This is a genomic window from Streptomyces sp. E2N166 (genome assembly GCF_003671715.1).
Lineage (GTDB): Bacteria > Actinomycetota > Actinomycetes > Streptomycetales > Streptomycetaceae > Streptomyces > Streptomyces thinghirensis.
In genome coordinates this window covers 466,230-482,690 of sequence record NZ_RAIF01000025.1, presented here as the reverse complement: position 1 = coordinate 482,690, position 16,461 = coordinate 466,230, and the positions used below count along the sequence as shown (strand labels likewise).

General features: G+C 70.7%; 12 protein-coding genes. 6 read left to right on the top strand and 6 right to left on the bottom strand.

All coding sequences use genetic code 11. From position 1 onward, the window contains the following. Positions 1–53 precede the first annotated feature (53 nt). Complete coding sequence (locus EBH09_RS20280) at positions 54–653, top strand: TetR/AcrR family transcriptional regulator (RefSeq protein ID WP_193776424.1); 600 nt, start codon at positions 54–56, stop codon at positions 651–653. Positions 654–662: 9 nt separating this feature from the next. Here EBH09_RS20280 and EBH09_RS20275 read toward each other — a convergent pair whose 3' ends face one another. Further along, complete coding sequence (locus EBH09_RS20275) at positions 663–1,340, bottom strand: M23 family metallopeptidase (protein ID WP_121748376.1); 678 nt, start codon at positions 1,338–1,340, stop codon at positions 663–665. A 399-nt stretch (positions 1,341–1,739) separates the two neighbouring features. Here EBH09_RS20275 and EBH09_RS20270 point away from each other — a divergent pair, with 399 nt between their 5' ends. The 4 genes from EBH09_RS20270 (at position 1,740) to EBH09_RS20255 (ending at position 10,783) form a co-directional block, all read left to right on the top strand. Further along, complete coding sequence (locus EBH09_RS20270; protein WP_121748375.1) at positions 1,740–4,316, top strand: NACHT domain-containing protein; 2,577 nt, start codon at positions 1,740–1,742, stop codon at positions 4,314–4,316. Between the two features lie 9 nt (positions 4,317–4,325). Continuing rightward, positions 4,326–6,890 carry an NACHT domain-containing protein gene (locus tag EBH09_RS20265; protein WP_121748374.1) on the top strand — a complete coding sequence of 855 codons (2,565 nt, stop codon included), beginning with the start codon at positions 4,326–4,328 and terminating at the stop codon, positions 6,888–6,890. A gap of 133 nt (positions 6,891–7,023) precedes the next feature. Continuing rightward, positions 7,024–7,701, top strand: coding sequence for an HAD family acid phosphatase (locus EBH09_RS20260; protein ID WP_121748373.1), 678 nt, complete (start codon positions 7,024–7,026; stop codon positions 7,699–7,701). A 43-nt stretch (positions 7,702–7,744) separates the two neighbouring features. Then, positions 7,745–10,783, top strand: a complete 3,039-nt coding sequence (locus tag EBH09_RS20255; protein WP_121748372.1) for an NACHT domain-containing protein — start codon at positions 7,745–7,747, stop codon at positions 10,781–10,783. A 72-nt stretch (positions 10,784–10,855) separates the two neighbouring features. Here the strand turns inward: EBH09_RS20255 and EBH09_RS20250 are convergent, their stop codons facing one another. Further along, positions 10,856–13,381, bottom strand: a complete 2,526-nt coding sequence (locus tag EBH09_RS20250; protein ID WP_121748371.1) for an ATP-dependent Clp protease ATP-binding subunit — start codon at positions 13,379–13,381, stop codon at positions 10,856–10,858. 525 nt (positions 13,382–13,906) lie between these two features. On the opposite strand from EBH09_RS20250, the gene EBH09_RS20240 reads away from it, so the two are divergent. Then, entirely contained in the window at positions 13,907–14,554 is a 648-nt protein-coding gene (locus tag EBH09_RS20240) for an SCO3374 family protein (protein ID WP_121748447.1), read from the top strand. A gap of 38 nt (positions 14,555–14,592) precedes the next feature. Here EBH09_RS20240 and EBH09_RS20235 read toward each other — a convergent pair whose 3' ends face one another. The 4 genes from EBH09_RS20235 to EBH09_RS20220 form a co-directional block, all read right to left on the bottom strand. Continuing rightward, entirely contained in the window at positions 14,593–14,928 is a 336-nt protein-coding gene (locus EBH09_RS20235; protein WP_121748369.1) for an Lsr2 family protein, read from the bottom strand. 265 nt (positions 14,929–15,193) lie between these two features. Beyond that, positions 15,194–15,703 (bottom strand): amino-acid N-acetyltransferase, encoded by a 510-nt coding sequence (locus EBH09_RS20230; protein WP_121748368.1) that lies wholly within the window; start codon positions 15,701–15,703, stop codon positions 15,194–15,196. Between the two features lie 9 nt (positions 15,704–15,712). Beyond that, complete coding sequence (locus tag EBH09_RS20225; protein ID WP_193776423.1) at positions 15,713–16,123, bottom strand: BlaI/MecI/CopY family transcriptional regulator; 411 nt, start codon at positions 16,121–16,123, stop codon at positions 15,713–15,715. A 144-nt stretch (positions 16,124–16,267) separates the two neighbouring features. After that, the gene (locus EBH09_RS20220) at positions 16,268–16,447 is read right to left on the bottom strand and encodes a hypothetical protein (protein ID WP_121748366.1); all 180 of its coding nucleotides are present in this window, start codon (positions 16,445–16,447) and stop codon (positions 16,268–16,270) included. Positions 16,448–16,461: the final 14 nt, after the last annotated feature.

Genomic DNA, 16,461 nt, shown 5'->3' with positions numbered 1-16,461 from the left:
GGTCGTCAAGTAAGTTTTTCGGAAAGTGCGCGGAACAGGAGGTGCGTAGGAGGATGGGCGGCACGATGGACGGCACCAAGCAGCAGCGACGCCGCGGGAACACCCGCCAGCGCATCCAGGACGTGGCACTCGAACTCTTCGCCGAGCAGGGGTACGAGAAGACCTCGCTGCGCGAGATCGCCGAGAGCCTGGACGTCACCAAGGCCGCGCTCTACTACCACTTCAAGACCAAGGAAGAGATCCTCGTCGGCATCTTCGAGGATCTCTCACGGCCCATGGAGGACCTGATCGCGTGGGCGCGTGAGCAGCCGCACACCCTGGAGACCAAACAGGAGATCATCCGCCGCTACAGCGAGGCGCTGGCGGGCGCGGCGCCGCTGTTCCGCTTCATGCAGGAGAACCAGGCGACGGTGCGGGACCTGCGCATCGGCGAGATGTTCAAGACCCGCATGCTCGGCCTGCGCGACAGCCTCATCGACCCGGAAGCGGACCTGGTCGACCAGGTCCGCTGCGTCAGTGCGCTGTTCACGCTGCACGCCGGGATGTTCGTCCTCAGCGACCTCGAAGGCGACCCCGAGGAACAGCGCGCGGCTGTTCTCGAGGTCGCCACCGATCTGGTCACCCAGGCGCACCGGGGCTCATCGGGCGCGTAGCCCTGCTCCTCAGACGGTCACGCCCTTGGCGCGCAGGAAGGAGACCGGGTCGACGGCCGAGCCGTAGTTCGGGGTCGTACGGATCTCGAAGTGCAGGTGCGGGCCGCTGGAGTTGCCGGTGTTGCCGGACTTGGCGATGGACTGGCCGGTCTTCACGATCTGGCCGGCCTTCACGTTGATCTTGGACAGGTGCGCGTACTGGGAGTACGTGCCGTTGCCGTGCTTGATGACGATCGCGTTGCCGTAGGCGGGGCCGTCACCGGCGCCGTTGCCACCGGCCTTGACGACGGTGCCGCCGTGCGTGGCGACGACGTTGGTGCCGATCGGCACGGCGAAGTCCTGGCCGCTGTGCTTGGAGGCCCACATGCCGCCGTTCTGGGCGAAGCTCGCGGTCAGCTTGTACTTCTTGACCGGGTCCACCCAGGAGGCGGCCTTCTTCTTGGTGGCCGTCTTCTTGGCGGCGACGGTCTTCGCGCCGGCCTTCTCGGCCTTCGCCGCCTTGGCCTGCGCCGCGGCCTGGGCCTCGACTGCGCTCGCGGCGGTGGAGGTGCTGGAAGCCGCCGTGGTGCCGGTGGCGGCCGCGACCCCGGCTCCCAGTGCGACCGAGGCTCCAAGGCCTGCGGCCATCACCGCGGCGCGGGTGCGGATGGTCGTACGGGAAGAACGGGACGTGACACGCGGGAACATTCGAACCTCATGGGGACGGGTGCAGAGGAAAGCCCCTCCGGCGGGACGCACAGGGCGCTCGTCGGGCGGGCTCCACCTTGGTAACCCGGCGGGCCCGAACCGCACAAAGGTGTGATCTACGACGCTATTTAGTACTTCAGCCCGAAACTTCACGAGTCTCGACAGAGCCCTCATTCGGGACAAAACCAGCTCAGAGCCCCGGAAACCGACCACCACTCTGGCCCGATGTGTCCGTTTTCGTAGTTCTTGCGGCTTCCACTATTCCTCGTAGTACAGGCCGAATCGCCTGTGCGGCATGTCACCGGCGCCCATGATCGAAGGCCCGGTGAATGTGACGGGGGCTACTCCCGTCCCGGCTAACCCGCCCCCCTCGCAAGGGCGTTCACCTAGGCTCGGAACATGGTCGACGTCACAGCACTCGGGGCCCGTGTCGCGTCCAGCGCGGTCGCTCCACTCGTCCGCAGACTCTTCGTCCGGGACGGGCCGGGGGCCGGGCTCGTCGACCGGCCGGTGCGGATATCCGCGCTGGTCTCCTTCCGGAGCGAGAAGCGGAGCGTCACGCCCGGGGACGTCGACAAGGTCGCCGCGGAGCTGGTCCGCAGGGCGCTCGCGGCGACCGGCCCGCGGGAGCGGCCCGTCGACGCCGCCGACGCGACGGCGGTCAAGGACGCCCTGGCCCGCACCCTCGCCCGGCTCGGCGAGATCACCATCGAGGACTACGAGGCCGTCGGACTCGGACCGGACCGCTTCGCCCGCGAGCTGCGTACGAACGTGCCGCTGTCCCCGTACGGCCTGGACGAGGGCGGCCTGCTGCTGTACGAGCGGCTGCTGCACACCGCCTCGCTGCACATCCTGAACTTCCTCACCCAGCGCTCCACCTACGTCGCCCGCCAGCAGACCGTCCAGACCCGGCAACTGGCCCGGCTGGTCCAGGCCGTCGACGTACTCCTGGAACGCCTGCCGTCCCAGTCGGCCGAGGACGCCGGGTTCGAGGAGTGTTACGCGGACCACATCGCCGACCGGTACGGCACGCTCACCATCTACGGACTGGACGCCGGGACCCGTGAGTGGCCGCTGGACACGGCGTACCTGAGCCTGGAGGCGACCCGGCCGCAGGACGGACGCCGGGACGCGGAGTACTCGGCCGTCGCCGCCGAGCAGGTGCTCGCCGGGCATGACCAGGTGTTCCTCCGTGGCGTCGCCGGCTCGGGCAAGACCACGCTCGTGCAGTGGCTGGCGGTCACGGCGGCGAGCCGCGCCTACGACCACGGGCTGACCCACCTCATCGGACGGGTCCCGTTCGTGCTGCCGATGCGCCGGATCGTCCGGCCGGGGGCCGAGCTGCCCTTCCCCGGCGACTTCCTGCGGGCGGTCGGCTGTCCCGTCGCCGGGGAGCAGCCGCCGGGGTGGGTGGAGCGCGTCCTGCGCGCCCGGCGCGGGGTGCTGCTCGTCGACGGCATCGACGAGATCGCCGGCGACCGCCGCGCCGCCGCCCGGCGGTGGCTGCGCGAGCTGGTGCGGGCCTTCCCCGGGAACCTGTGGCTGGTCACCTCCCGCCCCTCGGCCGTGCCGGAGGACTGGCTGGCCGCCGAGGGATTCGGTGAGCGCGCGCTCGCCCGGATGTCCCAGGACGACGTCGCCACCTTCGTACGGCGCTGGCACCGCGCGGCAGGCGCGGACCCCGCCACCGGCGAGTCGCTGCTGCGGTCCGTGCGGACCACGTCCGAGCTGAACAGGCTGGCCACCAATCCACTGATGTGCGGCATGCTGTGCGCCCTGCACCGCGACCGGCGCGGCTTCCTGCCGCAGGACCGCAGGTCCCTGTACGAGGCCGCCCTGACCATGCTCCTGGAACGCCGGGACCGGGAGCGGGAGCTGCACGGCCCCGACGGGGCACGGCTGCCGTACGCGGTCCAGGTGCAGCTGCTGCAGAAGCTGGCGTGGTGGCTGATCCGCAACGGCCGCCAGGAGATGGACCGGGCCGAGGCCCACCAGATCATCGGCCGGGCGCTGCCCGCGCTGAACCTGGCGGACACCGGCCACGAGGAGGTCTACCGCGCGCTGCTGCTGCGCTCCGGGCTGCTGCGCGAGCCCGCCGAGGGGCGGGTGGACTTCCTCCACCGCACCTTCCGGGACTATCTCGGTGCCCGGCTGGCCGTGCAGGAGATGGACTTCGACCTGCTGGTCAACCACGCGGAGCTGGACGACTGGGAGGACGTCGTCCTGCTCGCCCTCGCGCACGCCCGGCCCAGGGAAGCGGAGTACATCCTGCGCCGGCTCGCGGACTCGGGCCACGCCCGCGGCACCCTGCTGGCGGCCGCGGGGCTGCGGTACGTGGCGGAAGCCGAACCCGGGGTGCGCAAGCGGGTGGAGGACGGGCTGCGGACGCACATACCGCCGGCGACCTTCGACGCGGCGCAGGAGCTGGCGCGCGCCGGGGGCGATCTGGTACTGGGCCTGCTGCCGGGACCGGAGGAGGTCGATCCCCGCGCGGCGGCCCGCGTGGTGCACACGGCGGTGGGCGTGGGCAGCGAGGCGGCGCTCCGGTTCCTGTGCCGTTTCCGCGATCACCACGGCTCCGGTGTGCAGCAGGCCCTCGCCGGCGCCTGGCACCTGTTCGACCGGGAACGGTACGCCCACGAGATCCTCGCCCATGTGCCGCGCCAGTGGGCCGTCGGCGTGTCCACGGCCGACGACCTGCGCACGCTGCGCTCACTCGGCGGCTGGGAACACGTCCATGTCCGCGGCGCGTACCGCGTCGACGACCTGACCGAACTGATCGTCGCGGAGCGCCTCGTCCACCTGACGCTGGACGCGGCGCATCCGGTGGAGGGGCTGGCCTGGCTCTCGGCCTTTCCCGGTCTGCGCTCCGTGACCGTGCTGATGGACACGGACCCGGCCGTGACCCGGCAGGTACCGGACGGAGTGGTGGTCCAGCTCCCCGCATCCGACTCGTTCTCCCGACCCCAGGGGTAAGCCGTATCCATGGATCCCGCCGTCCGCACCCCCTCCCGTCTCGCCGCCCCTCTCGTCCGCAGGCTCTTCCGCGACCCCGTCCGGCCTCCCGTGTTCTCCGAACCGGTCCCCGGCCTCGTCACCTGGCACGGCCGGGACGCGCCCGCCACCCCGGACGACGTCCACCGCACCGCCGCCGACCTGGTCCACCTCGCCGCCGAGCGGCACGCCGCGCCCACCGCGGAACTGGCCCCGGTCGTCGACGTCCTGGCCCGCACCCTCCTCGCGGTCGCCGAGGTCGACATCACCGACGCCGACGCCGTACGGCTCGGCCCGCAGGACTACGCGCGGCGGCTGCGGGGCGCGGTGCAGGGCGCGGACCGGGAACTGTCGCCGGACGCCGCCTGGTTCCACGACGCGCTGCTGGTCTCCGTGTGCCTGCACGTCCTGCACCATCTGGTGCGGCGCTCCCCCTATCTCCAGCGCCACCTGGCGGGGCGGGCCGGCCGGATCGCCCAGCTCGTCGACCTGGGCGACGCGGAGGCGGCGGCCCGGCAGCCCGAACGGTCTCAGGAGGACGCGGTGTTCGAGGCCGAGTACGCCCAGTGGGTGGCCCGGCGGCACGGCTGGCTGACCATCGTCGGCGTGGACTTCCCCAACGCCCCGGACCGTTGGCCGCTGGAGGAGACCTACTTGAGCCTGGAGGCGGAGGAGCGCAGCGGCGGCGCGGAGGACGAGCAGCGCACCGTGCTGCTCGCGGACCGCGCCCTGGAGGACCACGAACGCGTCCTGCTGCGCGGCGGCGCGGGGTCCGGCAAGACGACCCTGGTCCAGTGGCTGGCCGTGGCCGCCGCCCGCCAGGGCCCCCGGGTCCCCTTCGTCCTGCCCGTACGCCGCTTCGCCCGCGAGGGCTTCCCCGCACCGGACGACTTCCTGCACGCGGTCCGGCACCCGCTGGCCGACCGGGCGCCGGAGGGGTGGGTGGTGCGCACCCTGCTCGCGGGCCGTGCCCTGCTGCTCGTCGACGGCATCGACGAAGCCCCGGAGAAGACGCGCGGCGAACTGCGCGACCGGCTCCGTCGGCTGCTGCGCGTCTTCTCCGGCAACGCCTGCCTGGTCACCTCCCGGCCCTCCGCCGTGTCGGACGGCTGGCTCTCGGGGGGCGGGCTGGCCGAGGAGGACTTCGTGGAGCTGTCCCTCGCGCCGATGTCGCGGGACCAGGTGACGCGGTTCATCCGGGACTGGCACTCGGCGGCCCGGCTGGACGAGCGGAGCCGCTCGACCGGGCCGCGGGAGCTCGGCGCACTGGACGAGTACGAGCAGCGGCTGCTGCACTCCGTACGGATCTACCGCGAGCTGCGCCAGCTCGCCACCAACCCCCTGATGTGCGGCCTGATATGTGCCCTGAACCGGGACCGCGCCGGCTCCCTCCCCAGCGGCCGCAAGGAGCTCTACGACGCCGCCCTGGAGATGCTGCTCCAGCGCCGCGACCCCGAACGGGACGTGCTGTACGCCGACGACGTGCGGCTCCAGCAGAGCACCCGGGAACGGCTGCTCCAGAAGCTGGCCCACGCGATGCTGGAGGAGGACGCCTCCGAGCTGACGCGCGAGCGGGCGGTCGGCATCCTGGACGCCGCGCTGCCCGCCATGCCCGCCGCCCGTGCGCAGGGGGACGGCGCGAAGATCTTCCGCCATCTGCTGCACCGCACCGGCCTGCTGCGCGAACGGTCCGGCGAGTCGGTCGACTTCGTCCACCGCACCTTCCAGGACTACCTGGCCGCCAAGGAGATCGTGGCGCGCGGACGGTTCCCCACTCTGGTGGACCGCGCCCACCGGTCCGAGTGGGAGGAGGTCATCCGCATGGCCGCCGCCCACGCCCGCCCCGAGGAGTGCTCCCAGTTCCTGGAGCGGCTCCTGGCTGCGGCTCCCGGACTGCGCCGCCCGCAGATCAACCACCGCCGGCTGATGGCCGCGGCCTGTCTGGAGCACGTCACCGAACTCGACCCGGCCGTCCAGCGGCTCGTCCACGACCGTACGAAGAACCTGGTGCGCCCCACGACCGAGCCGGCCGCCCGCGGGCTGGGCTGGGTCGGCCCCATCGTCCTGGAGCTGCTGCCCGACCCGGGGCAGGTCCCCGACGACCGGCAGGCGCTGCTGCTCGCCATCACCGCCACCCGGGTCCAGGACGACGCCGCCATCGACTACCTGGTCCGCCTCCGCTCCCGCTCCGCCCTGCCGGTTCGCGCCGAACTCGCGCGGGGCTGGCGGCACTTCGACACCGAGCGGTACGCCCACGAGATCATCGCCCACCTGGACCCGGACGGCCTCTACTTCCCCGTCGCCGACACCACCGAACTGGCGGCGCTGCGCGAACTCGGCGGGCGCCCGCGCATCCAGGTGGCCGGCGTGATGCGCGCCGAGGAACTGCTGGCGGGACTGGCCCCCGATCAGCTGACCCACCTCTGGCTCAACGCGGAGCTGCCCGACACGGACGTCTCCTGGCTGTCCGGCTTCCCCCGGCTGCGGGTGCTGCGGGTCAATCCCCGCCTGCCGCGGGTGCGGAACGTGCCGAACGGGGTGGAGATCACGGCGTGAGGTCGGCGCGACAGAGCTGACTACTACTCAGTAACCCAATCGTTGCCCTCCGGCCACTTGTTCGGGCAAGCATGCACGCGACAACTTTGTTGCCGTCCAGCATCCGCGCAGGCATGAGAGGACCCAACCCCCCATGACCGAACAGACCGGACAGACCAGACAGACCCGCCAGTCCCGGCGTACGTGGAAGCGGGCGGCGGGCACGGCCGCGGCCACCGCTGCGGCGCTCACCGCGACGGTCACGCCGGCCGTCGCCGCCCCGGCCGAGACACCGCGCGCCGCCGCGACCTCGGCCGCGTCCGCCTCTGCGGCCGCGGACGTCGACTACGACACCTGGCAGCGGGACTGCAAGGCCGTGATGGACCGGGCCCTGCCCTACCTGAAGGAGCGGATCGCCGACGCCGCCCCCGGCGAGAAGCAGGCGATCGTCCTCGACATCGACAACACGTCCCTGGAGACCGACTTCGGCTTCAGCTACCCGCAGCCCGCCAACCGGCCGGTCCTGGAGGCCGCCCAGTACGCCCAGGAGCACGGCGTCGCCCTGTTCTTCGTGACCGCCCGCCCGGGCATCATCGAGGCGCCCACCGAGTGGAACCTCGACCACGCCGGCTACGAGTCCTCCGGTCTGTACGTCCGCGGCTTCCTCGACCTGTTCCGGGACGTCGCCGAGTACAAGACCGAACAGCGCGCCGAGATCGAGTCCAAGGGCTACACGATCATCGCGAACATCGGCAACAGCGCCACCGACCTGTCCGGCGGCCACGCCGAGAAGACCTTCAAACTCCCGGACTACGACGGCCAGCTGTCCTGACGCTCGATAGGCTCCCCTCGTCGATCAACCACGGGGGTGGCGCATGGAACCGGCGGTACTCGGCGGGAAGTTGGCGTCCAGCCTGGTCGCCCCGCTGGTGAGGAAGCTCTTCGTCACGGGCGGCCCCGGCGCCGGACTGGTCGACAAACCGGTCCGGCTGGCCCACCTCGTCGCGTTCCGGGGCGAGCAGCGCACACTCGGCGAGAGGGAGGTGCGCAGGCTCGCGGAGCGGCTCGTCGGGGACTCCCTGGACTCCCCGGGCGAGCCGCCCTTCCCGCGCGACGAGGCGACCGCCGTCACCGACGCCCTGGCCGCCCGGCTGCTCGCCCTCGGTGACCTGGACATGGACGACGTGCAGGCGGTGCGCATGGGGCACCGGGAACTGGCCAAGCAGTTGCAATACCGGGGGAACGGCGTCTTCGGCGTCCTGTCCGCCGACGCCTGCTACTTCCTCGACTCCGCGACGGAATGGGCCTGCCTGCACATCCTGGAGTTCTTCACCCGGCGCTCCACCTTCGTCGCCCGCACGCTCGTGGAACAGACCCGCGGGCAGGCCGAGCTGATCGCCAAGGTCGACGAACTGATCACCCGCACGCCGCGGCCGGACTCCCGGGACACCGCCTTCGAGCGCCGGTACCTGCCGTACGCGGCCGAGCAGCACAACCGCATCACCATCTACGGCATCGACCTGCGCGACTCTCCGGACAGATGGCCGCTGGAGGTCGCCTACCTGAGCCTGGAGGCGACGGGCACCGAGGAGCGTGCCGCCCTCCCGGGGGAGCACACCGAACCGGAGCGCACCGTCCGCCTGTCCGCCGAGGACGCCCTCCTCACCCACGACCGCGTGCTGCTGCGCGGCGACGCGGGCTCCGGCAAGACGACCCTCGTGCAGTGGCTGGCGGTGACCGCCGCCGGGGACGGCGACCGGGTCCCCTACGTCCTGCCGCTGCGCACCCTGATCCGTGCGGGCACCCTTCCTCCCCCGGCGGCCTTCCTCACCGCCGTGGGCTGCCCGCTCACCCCACCCGAGGGCTGGGCCGAGCGCGTCCTCACGGCCGGCCGGGGCCTGGTCCTCGTCGACGGCCTGGACGAGATCCCCGCCGCCGAACGGCACCGCACCCGCGACTGGCTGCTCGCCCTCATCCGGGCCTTCCCCGGCAACCGCTGGCTGCTCACCTCCCGCCCCACCGCCGTACGCCCCGACTGGCTGGCCACCGAGGGCTTCCGGGAACTCGCCCTCACGCCGATGCGCCAGGACGACGTGACGACCTTCGTACAGCGCTGGCACGCGGCCGCCCAGGCACCCGAGTACGAGGCGCAACTGCTGGACGCCCTGCGCACCAAGCGCGACCTGGCCCGCCTCACCACCAACCCGCTGATGTGCGGCCTGATCTGCGCCCTGCACCGCGAACGCCGCGGCTACCTCCCCACGGGACGCAAGGAGTTGTACGACGCCGCCCTCACGATGCTGCTCGCCCGCCGGGACCGGGAGCGGGGCATGGCCGCGGTGGAGCTGAGCGAGGAGGCCCAACTGGAGCTGCTCCAGCGGCTGGCGTACGCGCTGGTGCTGAGCGGGCGTACGGAGATGGACCTCGCCACGGCCGAGGGGATCGTGGAACGCGCCCTGCCTTCGGTCGCCTCGGCGGCGGGGCAGGGAGACGCGGTGACGGTCCTGCGGGCGCTGGTCCTGCGCAGCGGGCTGCTCCGGCGGCCCGCCGAGGGGGTGCTGGATTTCGTCCACCGCACCTTCCAGGACTACCTGGGGGCGCGGTACGCGGTCGAGGAGGGCCACCTCGACGTCATCGCGGGCCGCGCGGACGACACCCAGTGGGAGGACGTGATCCGTATGGCCGTGGCCCACGCCCGGCCCGGCGAGCGGGCGGCGCTGCTACGGCGGCTCCTCGCGGAGAACACCCCGCGGCTGACGCTGCTGGCCCTGGCCTGCCTGGAGCACGCCACCGCGCTGGACCCGGCGGTGCGGGCGGAGGTGGAGTCGCGGGCGGGGGCGCTGATCCCGCCGGGCTCCAAGGAGGACGCGAAGGCCCTGGCGGAGGCGGGGCCACTGGTCCTGGAACTGCTGCCGGGGCCGGAAGGACTCACGGACGCGGAGGCGCACGGGGTCACGGTGACGGCCTCGCTCCTCGCCGAACGTGAACCGGGCGGGGCGCTCGCCGTGCTGCGCCGGTTCCGGGAGCATCCGGCGCTCGATGTGCGGCGGCAGCTGGTGGGGACGTGGGAGCGGTTCGACGCGCGGGAGTACGCCGCCGAGGTACTGGACCACCTCGACCGGACAGACCTGTTCCTGAGCTGCTCGTCGGACGAGCAACGCGCGGCGATCGCCGGGATGAGGCCGTGGCGCGGGCTGGAGTTCATCGGAGCGCACGGTTTGTCCGACGTCCTCGCCTGCGTGGCGGAGCCGCACGCGGTCGAGGAACTGCACGTAGCGGACAACCCGGAACCCATCGATGCCAGTGTGCTGCCTGCTTTCGGGTCTCTGCGGCGCCTTGGTCTGTTCCACTCCGGGCCGGCAGGGGGCGTCGGGCAGCTCACCGCGCTGTCACTCGAGGAGCTCGCGATAGTCCAGATCCCCGACCTCGGCGGTCTTCGAACGCTGGGCTCACTGAACATGCTGTCCGTGGTGCAGCGGCTCCCCGGCACGCGGCTGACTGACGTCCTCCCCACCTCCGCTCCCCTGCAGTACCTGTTCCTCGGCCAGGACACCACCGCGGAGACCGGCCTTCTGGGCTTGTCCCACTGGAGTGCTCTGGAGTGCCTGGTCCTGCCTGTCGAGACGCCCCTCACCCCTGAAGACTGGGCCGAAATGGCTCGGCTACCACTGCTGACCACGCTGGGCCTGGGAGCGTCGCTCTTCCCGGACGACCTCGAGGCGGCAGTCGCCCTCCCCAAGGTCACCGAGCTGAGTTTCTCGGACGTCCTCGGCGACGAGGACTTCTCCGCTCTCCCGGCCCGCTTCCCCGGCGTACGCGCCGTCACCCTCGAGACCGCCCACGGTGCTCGCTTCAGCACCGTCCGGTACGAGGCGCTCTTCCCGAACGCCCAGGTGATCCTGGACGAACGCTGACGCGGCCGAAAGAAAGGGGCTGCCCGGGACCGAAGTCCCGGGCAGCCCCTTTCCAGGCTCACCCCCGGAGGGCTACGCCTCCTTGCTCAGGTTCGGTCCCGCGCCGCCGGCCGCCTGCTCGATCGGCGGGACGTCGGGGAGCGCCGACTTCTCCTCACCCCGGAAGGTGAAGGTCTTGGCGTCGCCCTCGCCCTCGGTGTCCACGACCACGATGTGGCCGGGGCGCAGCTCGCCGAAGAGGATCTTCTCCGACAGCGTGTCCTCGACCTCGCGCTGGATCGTGCGACGCAGCGGACGCGCGCCCAGCACCGGGTCGTAGCCCTTCTGGGACAGCAGCTCCTTGGCGGACTGGGAGAGCTCGATGCCCATGTCCCGGTCCTTGAGGCGCTCGTCGACCTTGTCGATCATCAGGTCGACGATCCGCAGGATGTCCTCCTGGCTCAGCTGCGGGAAGACGACCACGTCGTCGACGCGGTTGAGGAACTCGGGCCGGAAGTGCTGCTTCAGCTCGTCCTGGACCTTGTTCTTCATGCGCTCGTAGTTGGTCTTCTTGTCACCCGAGGCCGCGAAGCCGAGGTTGAAGCCCTTGGAGATGTCCCGGGTGCCGAGGTTGGTCGTCATGATGATGACCGTGTTCTTGAAGTCCACGACCCGGCCCTGGGAGTCGGTCAGGCGACCGTCCTCCAGGATCTGCAGCAGCGAGTTGAAGATGTCCGGGTGGGCCTTCTCGACCTCGTCGAAGAGGACGACCGAGAACGGCTTGCGGCGCACCTTCTCCGTCAGCTGACCGCCCTCCTCGTAGCCCACGTAACCGGGGGGCGAACCGAAGAGACGCGACACCGTGTGCTTCTCGCTGAACTCCGACATGTCGAGGGAGATCAGCGCGTCCTCGTCACCGAAGAGGAACTCCGCGAGCGCCTTGGACAGCTCGGTCTTACCGACACCGGACGGACCGGCGAAGATGAACGAGCCACCGGGACGCTTCGGGTCCTTCAGGCCGGCACGGGTACGGCGGATCGCCTTGGACAGCGCCTTAACGGCGTCGACCTGGCCGATGACCCGCTTGTGGAGCTCGTCCTCCATGCGCAGCAGACGGGACGACTCCTCCTCCGTGAGCTTGAAGACCGGGATGCCCGTCGCCGTGGCGAGGACCTCGGCGATCAGCTCGCCGTCGACCTCGGCGACGACGTCCATGTCGCCGGCCTTCCACTCCTTCTCCCGCTTGGCCTTGGCGGCCAGGAGCTGCTTCTCCTTGTCACGGAGGGATGCGGCCTTCTCGAAGTCCTGCGAGTCGATCGCGGACTCCTTGTCGCGGCGGACGCCGGCGATCTTCTCGTCGAACTCGCGCAGGTCCGGCGGCGCGGTCATCCGGCGGATGCGCATCCGGGAACCGGCCTCGTCGATCAGGTCGATCGCCTTGTCCGGCAGGAAGCGGTCCGAGATGTAGCGGTCGGCGAGCGTCGCCGCCTGGACCAGGGCCTCGTCCGTGATGGAGACGCGGTGGTGGGCCTCGTAACGGTCCCGCAGGCCCTTGAGGATCTCGATCGTGTGCGGCAGCGACGGCTCCGCGACCTGGATCGGCTGGAAGCGGCGCTCCAGGGCCGCGTCCTTCTCCAGGTGCTTGCGGTACTCGTCCAGCGTGGTCGCACCGATGGTCTGCAGCTCACCTCGGGCCAGCATCGGCTTGAGGATGCTCGCGGCGTCGATGGCGCCCTCGGCGGCACCCGCACCGACCAGCGTGTGCAGCTCGTCGATGAACAGGATGATGTCGCCGCGGGTGCGGATCTCCTTGAGCACCTTCTTCAGGCGCTCCTCGAAGTCACCGCGGTAGCGGGAGCCGGCGACCAGCGCGCCGAGGTCCAGGGTGTAGAGGTGCTTGTCCTTGAGGGTCTCGGGCACCTCGCCCTTGACGATGGCCTGCGCGAGGCCCTCGACGACGGCGGTCTTGCCGACGCCGGGCTCACCGATGAGCACCGGGTTGTTCTTGGTACGGCGGGACAGCACCTGCATGACCCGCTCGATCTCCTTCTCGCGCCCGATGACCGGGTCGAGCTTGGACTCACGAGCGGCCTGGGTGAGGTTCCGGCCGAACTGGTCGAGGACCAGGGACGTGGAGGGCGTGCCCTCCGCAGGACCGCCGGCGGTGGCGGTCTCCTTGCCCTGGTAACCGGAGAGCAGCTGGATGACCTGCTGCCGCACCCGGTTCAGATCTGCGCCCAGCTTGACCAGGACCTGGGCGGCGACGCCCTCGCCCTCACGGATCAGGCCGAGCAGGATGTGCTCCGTGCCGATGTAGTTGTGGCCCAGCTGGAGGGCCTCGCGGAGCGAGAGCTCCAGAACCTTCTTGGCACGGGGGGTGAAGGGGATGTGACCGGAGGGGGCCTGCTGGCCCTGGCCGATGATCTCCTCCACCTGCTGGCGGACCGCCTCGAGCGAAATCCCGAGGCTCTCAAGGGCCTTGGCGGCGACACCCTCACCCTCGTGGATCAGGCCCAGGAGGATGTGCTCGGTGCCGATGTAGTTGTGGTTGAGCATCCGGGCTTCTTCCTGAGCCAGGACGACAACCCGCCGCGCGCGGTCGGTGAACCTCTCGAACATCGTTAATCGCTCCTCAGAGCGGTCAGGCAGTAAGGGGAACTTCCCCTCCCTGTCCTTCCGCAGCTTAGTCCCGCAAGCGGGGACCGCTCATTCCAACTGCCGACACCGTCGATGGCCTCCTGACCCCTGACGCCGACATCTGCCACAACCCGATGGTGCGAGACGATGTTCCCGCAGGCCAGGCACTTACCCCACTCGCCAGTACGCCGATGGCGAACGTGAGACGGCCCAATCTGCGTGTCGTCCCCTCCCACTAGGGATGTCTTACCCGCTCGGACTGACACTCCATGCCGCGCGCCCCGGTTCCCTCCGCTACGGGCGAACAACCTTGCGCCTCCCCACACCCCCGCACGCCCCTCCTTCGGAACTCAGCGCATTCACCTCGCGACCCAGCGTAACCTGAGCGCTCTTTCGGCTGTTGCACTTGGCATGGTCGGCGCCCCGCCCCCGTTCCCTCCGGTCCCCCCGGCCCGGACGGCAGCCTCTGCCCACCCCTCCGCCCCGGCGGCACCCGCCGCCCCCTCGGTGCCGTTCCCCCGCCGGCCGCTCGACGCGGATGGCACGTGGGAGCGGGTGCGGTGGTGGTACGAGGGCGTGCTCGGCTGGCCGACGGCGCCCGGGGCCCCGGTACGGCTCCGCGTGGGCGTCCGCTTCGACGTACTGGACGTCCCGGCCGAGGCCGGCCGCGCGGCACTGGAGCGGTTCGGGCTGCTCCGGCGGTCCGGGCCGGTCCCGCGGCGGCCCGGCTTTCCGGTGGCCGTCCGGGGCGAGCGGATGCTGCTGCTCGTGGCGGCGGGTGGCGCGGAGGAGATGCCCGGGCTGCTGGAGTGGCTGGAGTGGGGCTCGCTGCCGCTCGACCTGACGGCGGTCGGCGCGGGCGGCCTCATGGAGGCGCCCCTGGCCCCCGAACCGGACTCGACCGGCCTGCCGCCGCGTCCCCCGGGTCGCGACGGCCTGCAGGGCGCCGCCGTCTGGCTGCGCGCCCCGGAGCCGGGGTACGAGGACGAGGCCTCGCTGCCGACGCTGTCGGCCATGGGGGGCGCCGGAACCGCTCCCGATCTCGCGCGGCTGGTCCAGACGCTGGCGACTGAGTGCCACCGGGTCCGGCTCTCCCTGCCCTCGCCGTCCTCCCCGTCCCTCCCGGTCTCCCCGTTCCAGCGGATGACGTTCTGAGGGCGTTCGGGGCGGAGTCCGTGGCGCGGGTCGGGTGATCAGCCGTTGGCCTTCTCGTACGCCTCGCGAATCATCGCGGGAACACGGCCGCGGTCGTTGACCTCGTAGCCGTTCTCCTTCGCCCACGCGCGGATCGCCGCGGTGTCCTGACCGCCGCCGGAAGAGGCGCGCGCCTTGCCGCGTCCGCCCGAAGCACGGCCCCCGGTACGACGACCGCCCTTCAGGTAGGGATCGAGAAGCCCACGGAGCTTGTCCGCATTGGCGGTGGTGAGATCGATCTCGTACGTCTTGCCGTCCAGCGCGAACGTCACGGTCTCGTCTGCCTCGCCACCGTCGAGGTCATCGACAAGAAGGACCTGAACCTTCTGTGCCACCGGATTTCCTTTCATCGATAACTGAGGGCCGGAGATCCGCCGACGTCCGCCGTATCGCCGTCCCTTGTTATATGCAGTACTGCAGTACGTCGGAAAGCAAACCGCTTTTGCCGGAAAAACACAAACCCTCGACGGAGACCGGCAGCTCACCTCCGGGCCGAAAAGATGCGCGTTTCGGACATAGGGAACCCGCGAGCGGTCCGTCGGTGGAATAAACCTGGCGAAGGGCTGCGAAGAGCTACGGATGCCCGCTGTTGCCCGACGATCACAGATGCAGAAGCATCCGGCTGTTGCCCAAGGTGTTCGGTTTCACTCGTTCGAGACCCAGGAACTCCGCTACGCCCTCGTCATAGGAACGCAGCAGCTCCGCGTAGACATCGGTGTCGACGGGCGTCTCCCCGATCTCCACGAAGCCGTGCTTGCCGAAGAAGTCCACTTCGAAGGTCAGGCAGAATACGCGGCGAACACCGAGCCAGCGTGCCGTCTCCACCAACTTCTCCAGTAGCCGGTGGCCGACGCCGTAGCCCTTCAGGCCCGGCTTCACCGCGAGAGTGCGTACTTCCGCGAGGTCTTCCCACATCACGTGCAGGGCGCCGCAGCCGACCACCTCGGCGTTGTCGTCCCGTTCCGCCACCCAGAACTCCTGGATGCTCTCGTAAAGCGTCACCATCGCTTTGTCGAGCAGGATGCGGTCACGGACGTACGTGTCGAGGAGCCGGCGTACGTCGGGGACATCGCTGGTGCGGGCCCGCCGGACGGTGATGGCTTTTGACATGTGGGGACGCTATCGCTCGCCCGCGTCCGGTACCGAGCCGGGGTTGGGCGCGGGGGTTTCCGGTCCCTGCACGATGCGGATGGCGTCTCTGAGCGCCTCGCGCTGTTCCTCGCTCATCATGCCGAAGAAGGCGATGAGGGCGGCGGTGGGGTTGTCGCTCTGGGACCACGCGTCGTTCATCAGCGCGGCGGCGTAGGCGGCGCGGGTGGAGACCGCCTCATATCGATAGGCCCGGCCTTCCGCCTCGCGGCGCACCCAGCCCTTCTGATGGAGATTGTCCAAAACGGTCATCACCGTGGTGTACGCGATGGACCGTTCCTGTTGCAGGTCTTCCAGGACTTCCCGAACGGTCACGGGGCGGTTCCACTTCCACACCCTCGTCATGACCGCGTCTTCGAGTTCTCCCAATGGGCGAGGCACGCTCTGAACGATAGTGGGAGATCTGGTCGATGGCGTGCCGGACGGGCGATTTTGCGAGCAAATGAGCACAAAAAGGGCGTACGACTCCTCGTGGTGGGTGCGGGGAGTCGTACGCGAGTGCGGTGGCGGGCGTCCGGGGCTCGGTCAGGCCTCGGGGTGGGCGGGCGACTGGCGGGCGCCCTCCGCTCGGGCGAGGGCGGCGTCGACGGCCGCGTCCTCCTTGGCCTTGTTGGCGCCGCCCTGGGTCTTCACGATCACCCTGATCACGCCGATGAAGAACACGGCCATGACGGCCGGGGGCAGGAGCGCGGAGACGTAGTCCATGGATCCAGGGTAGC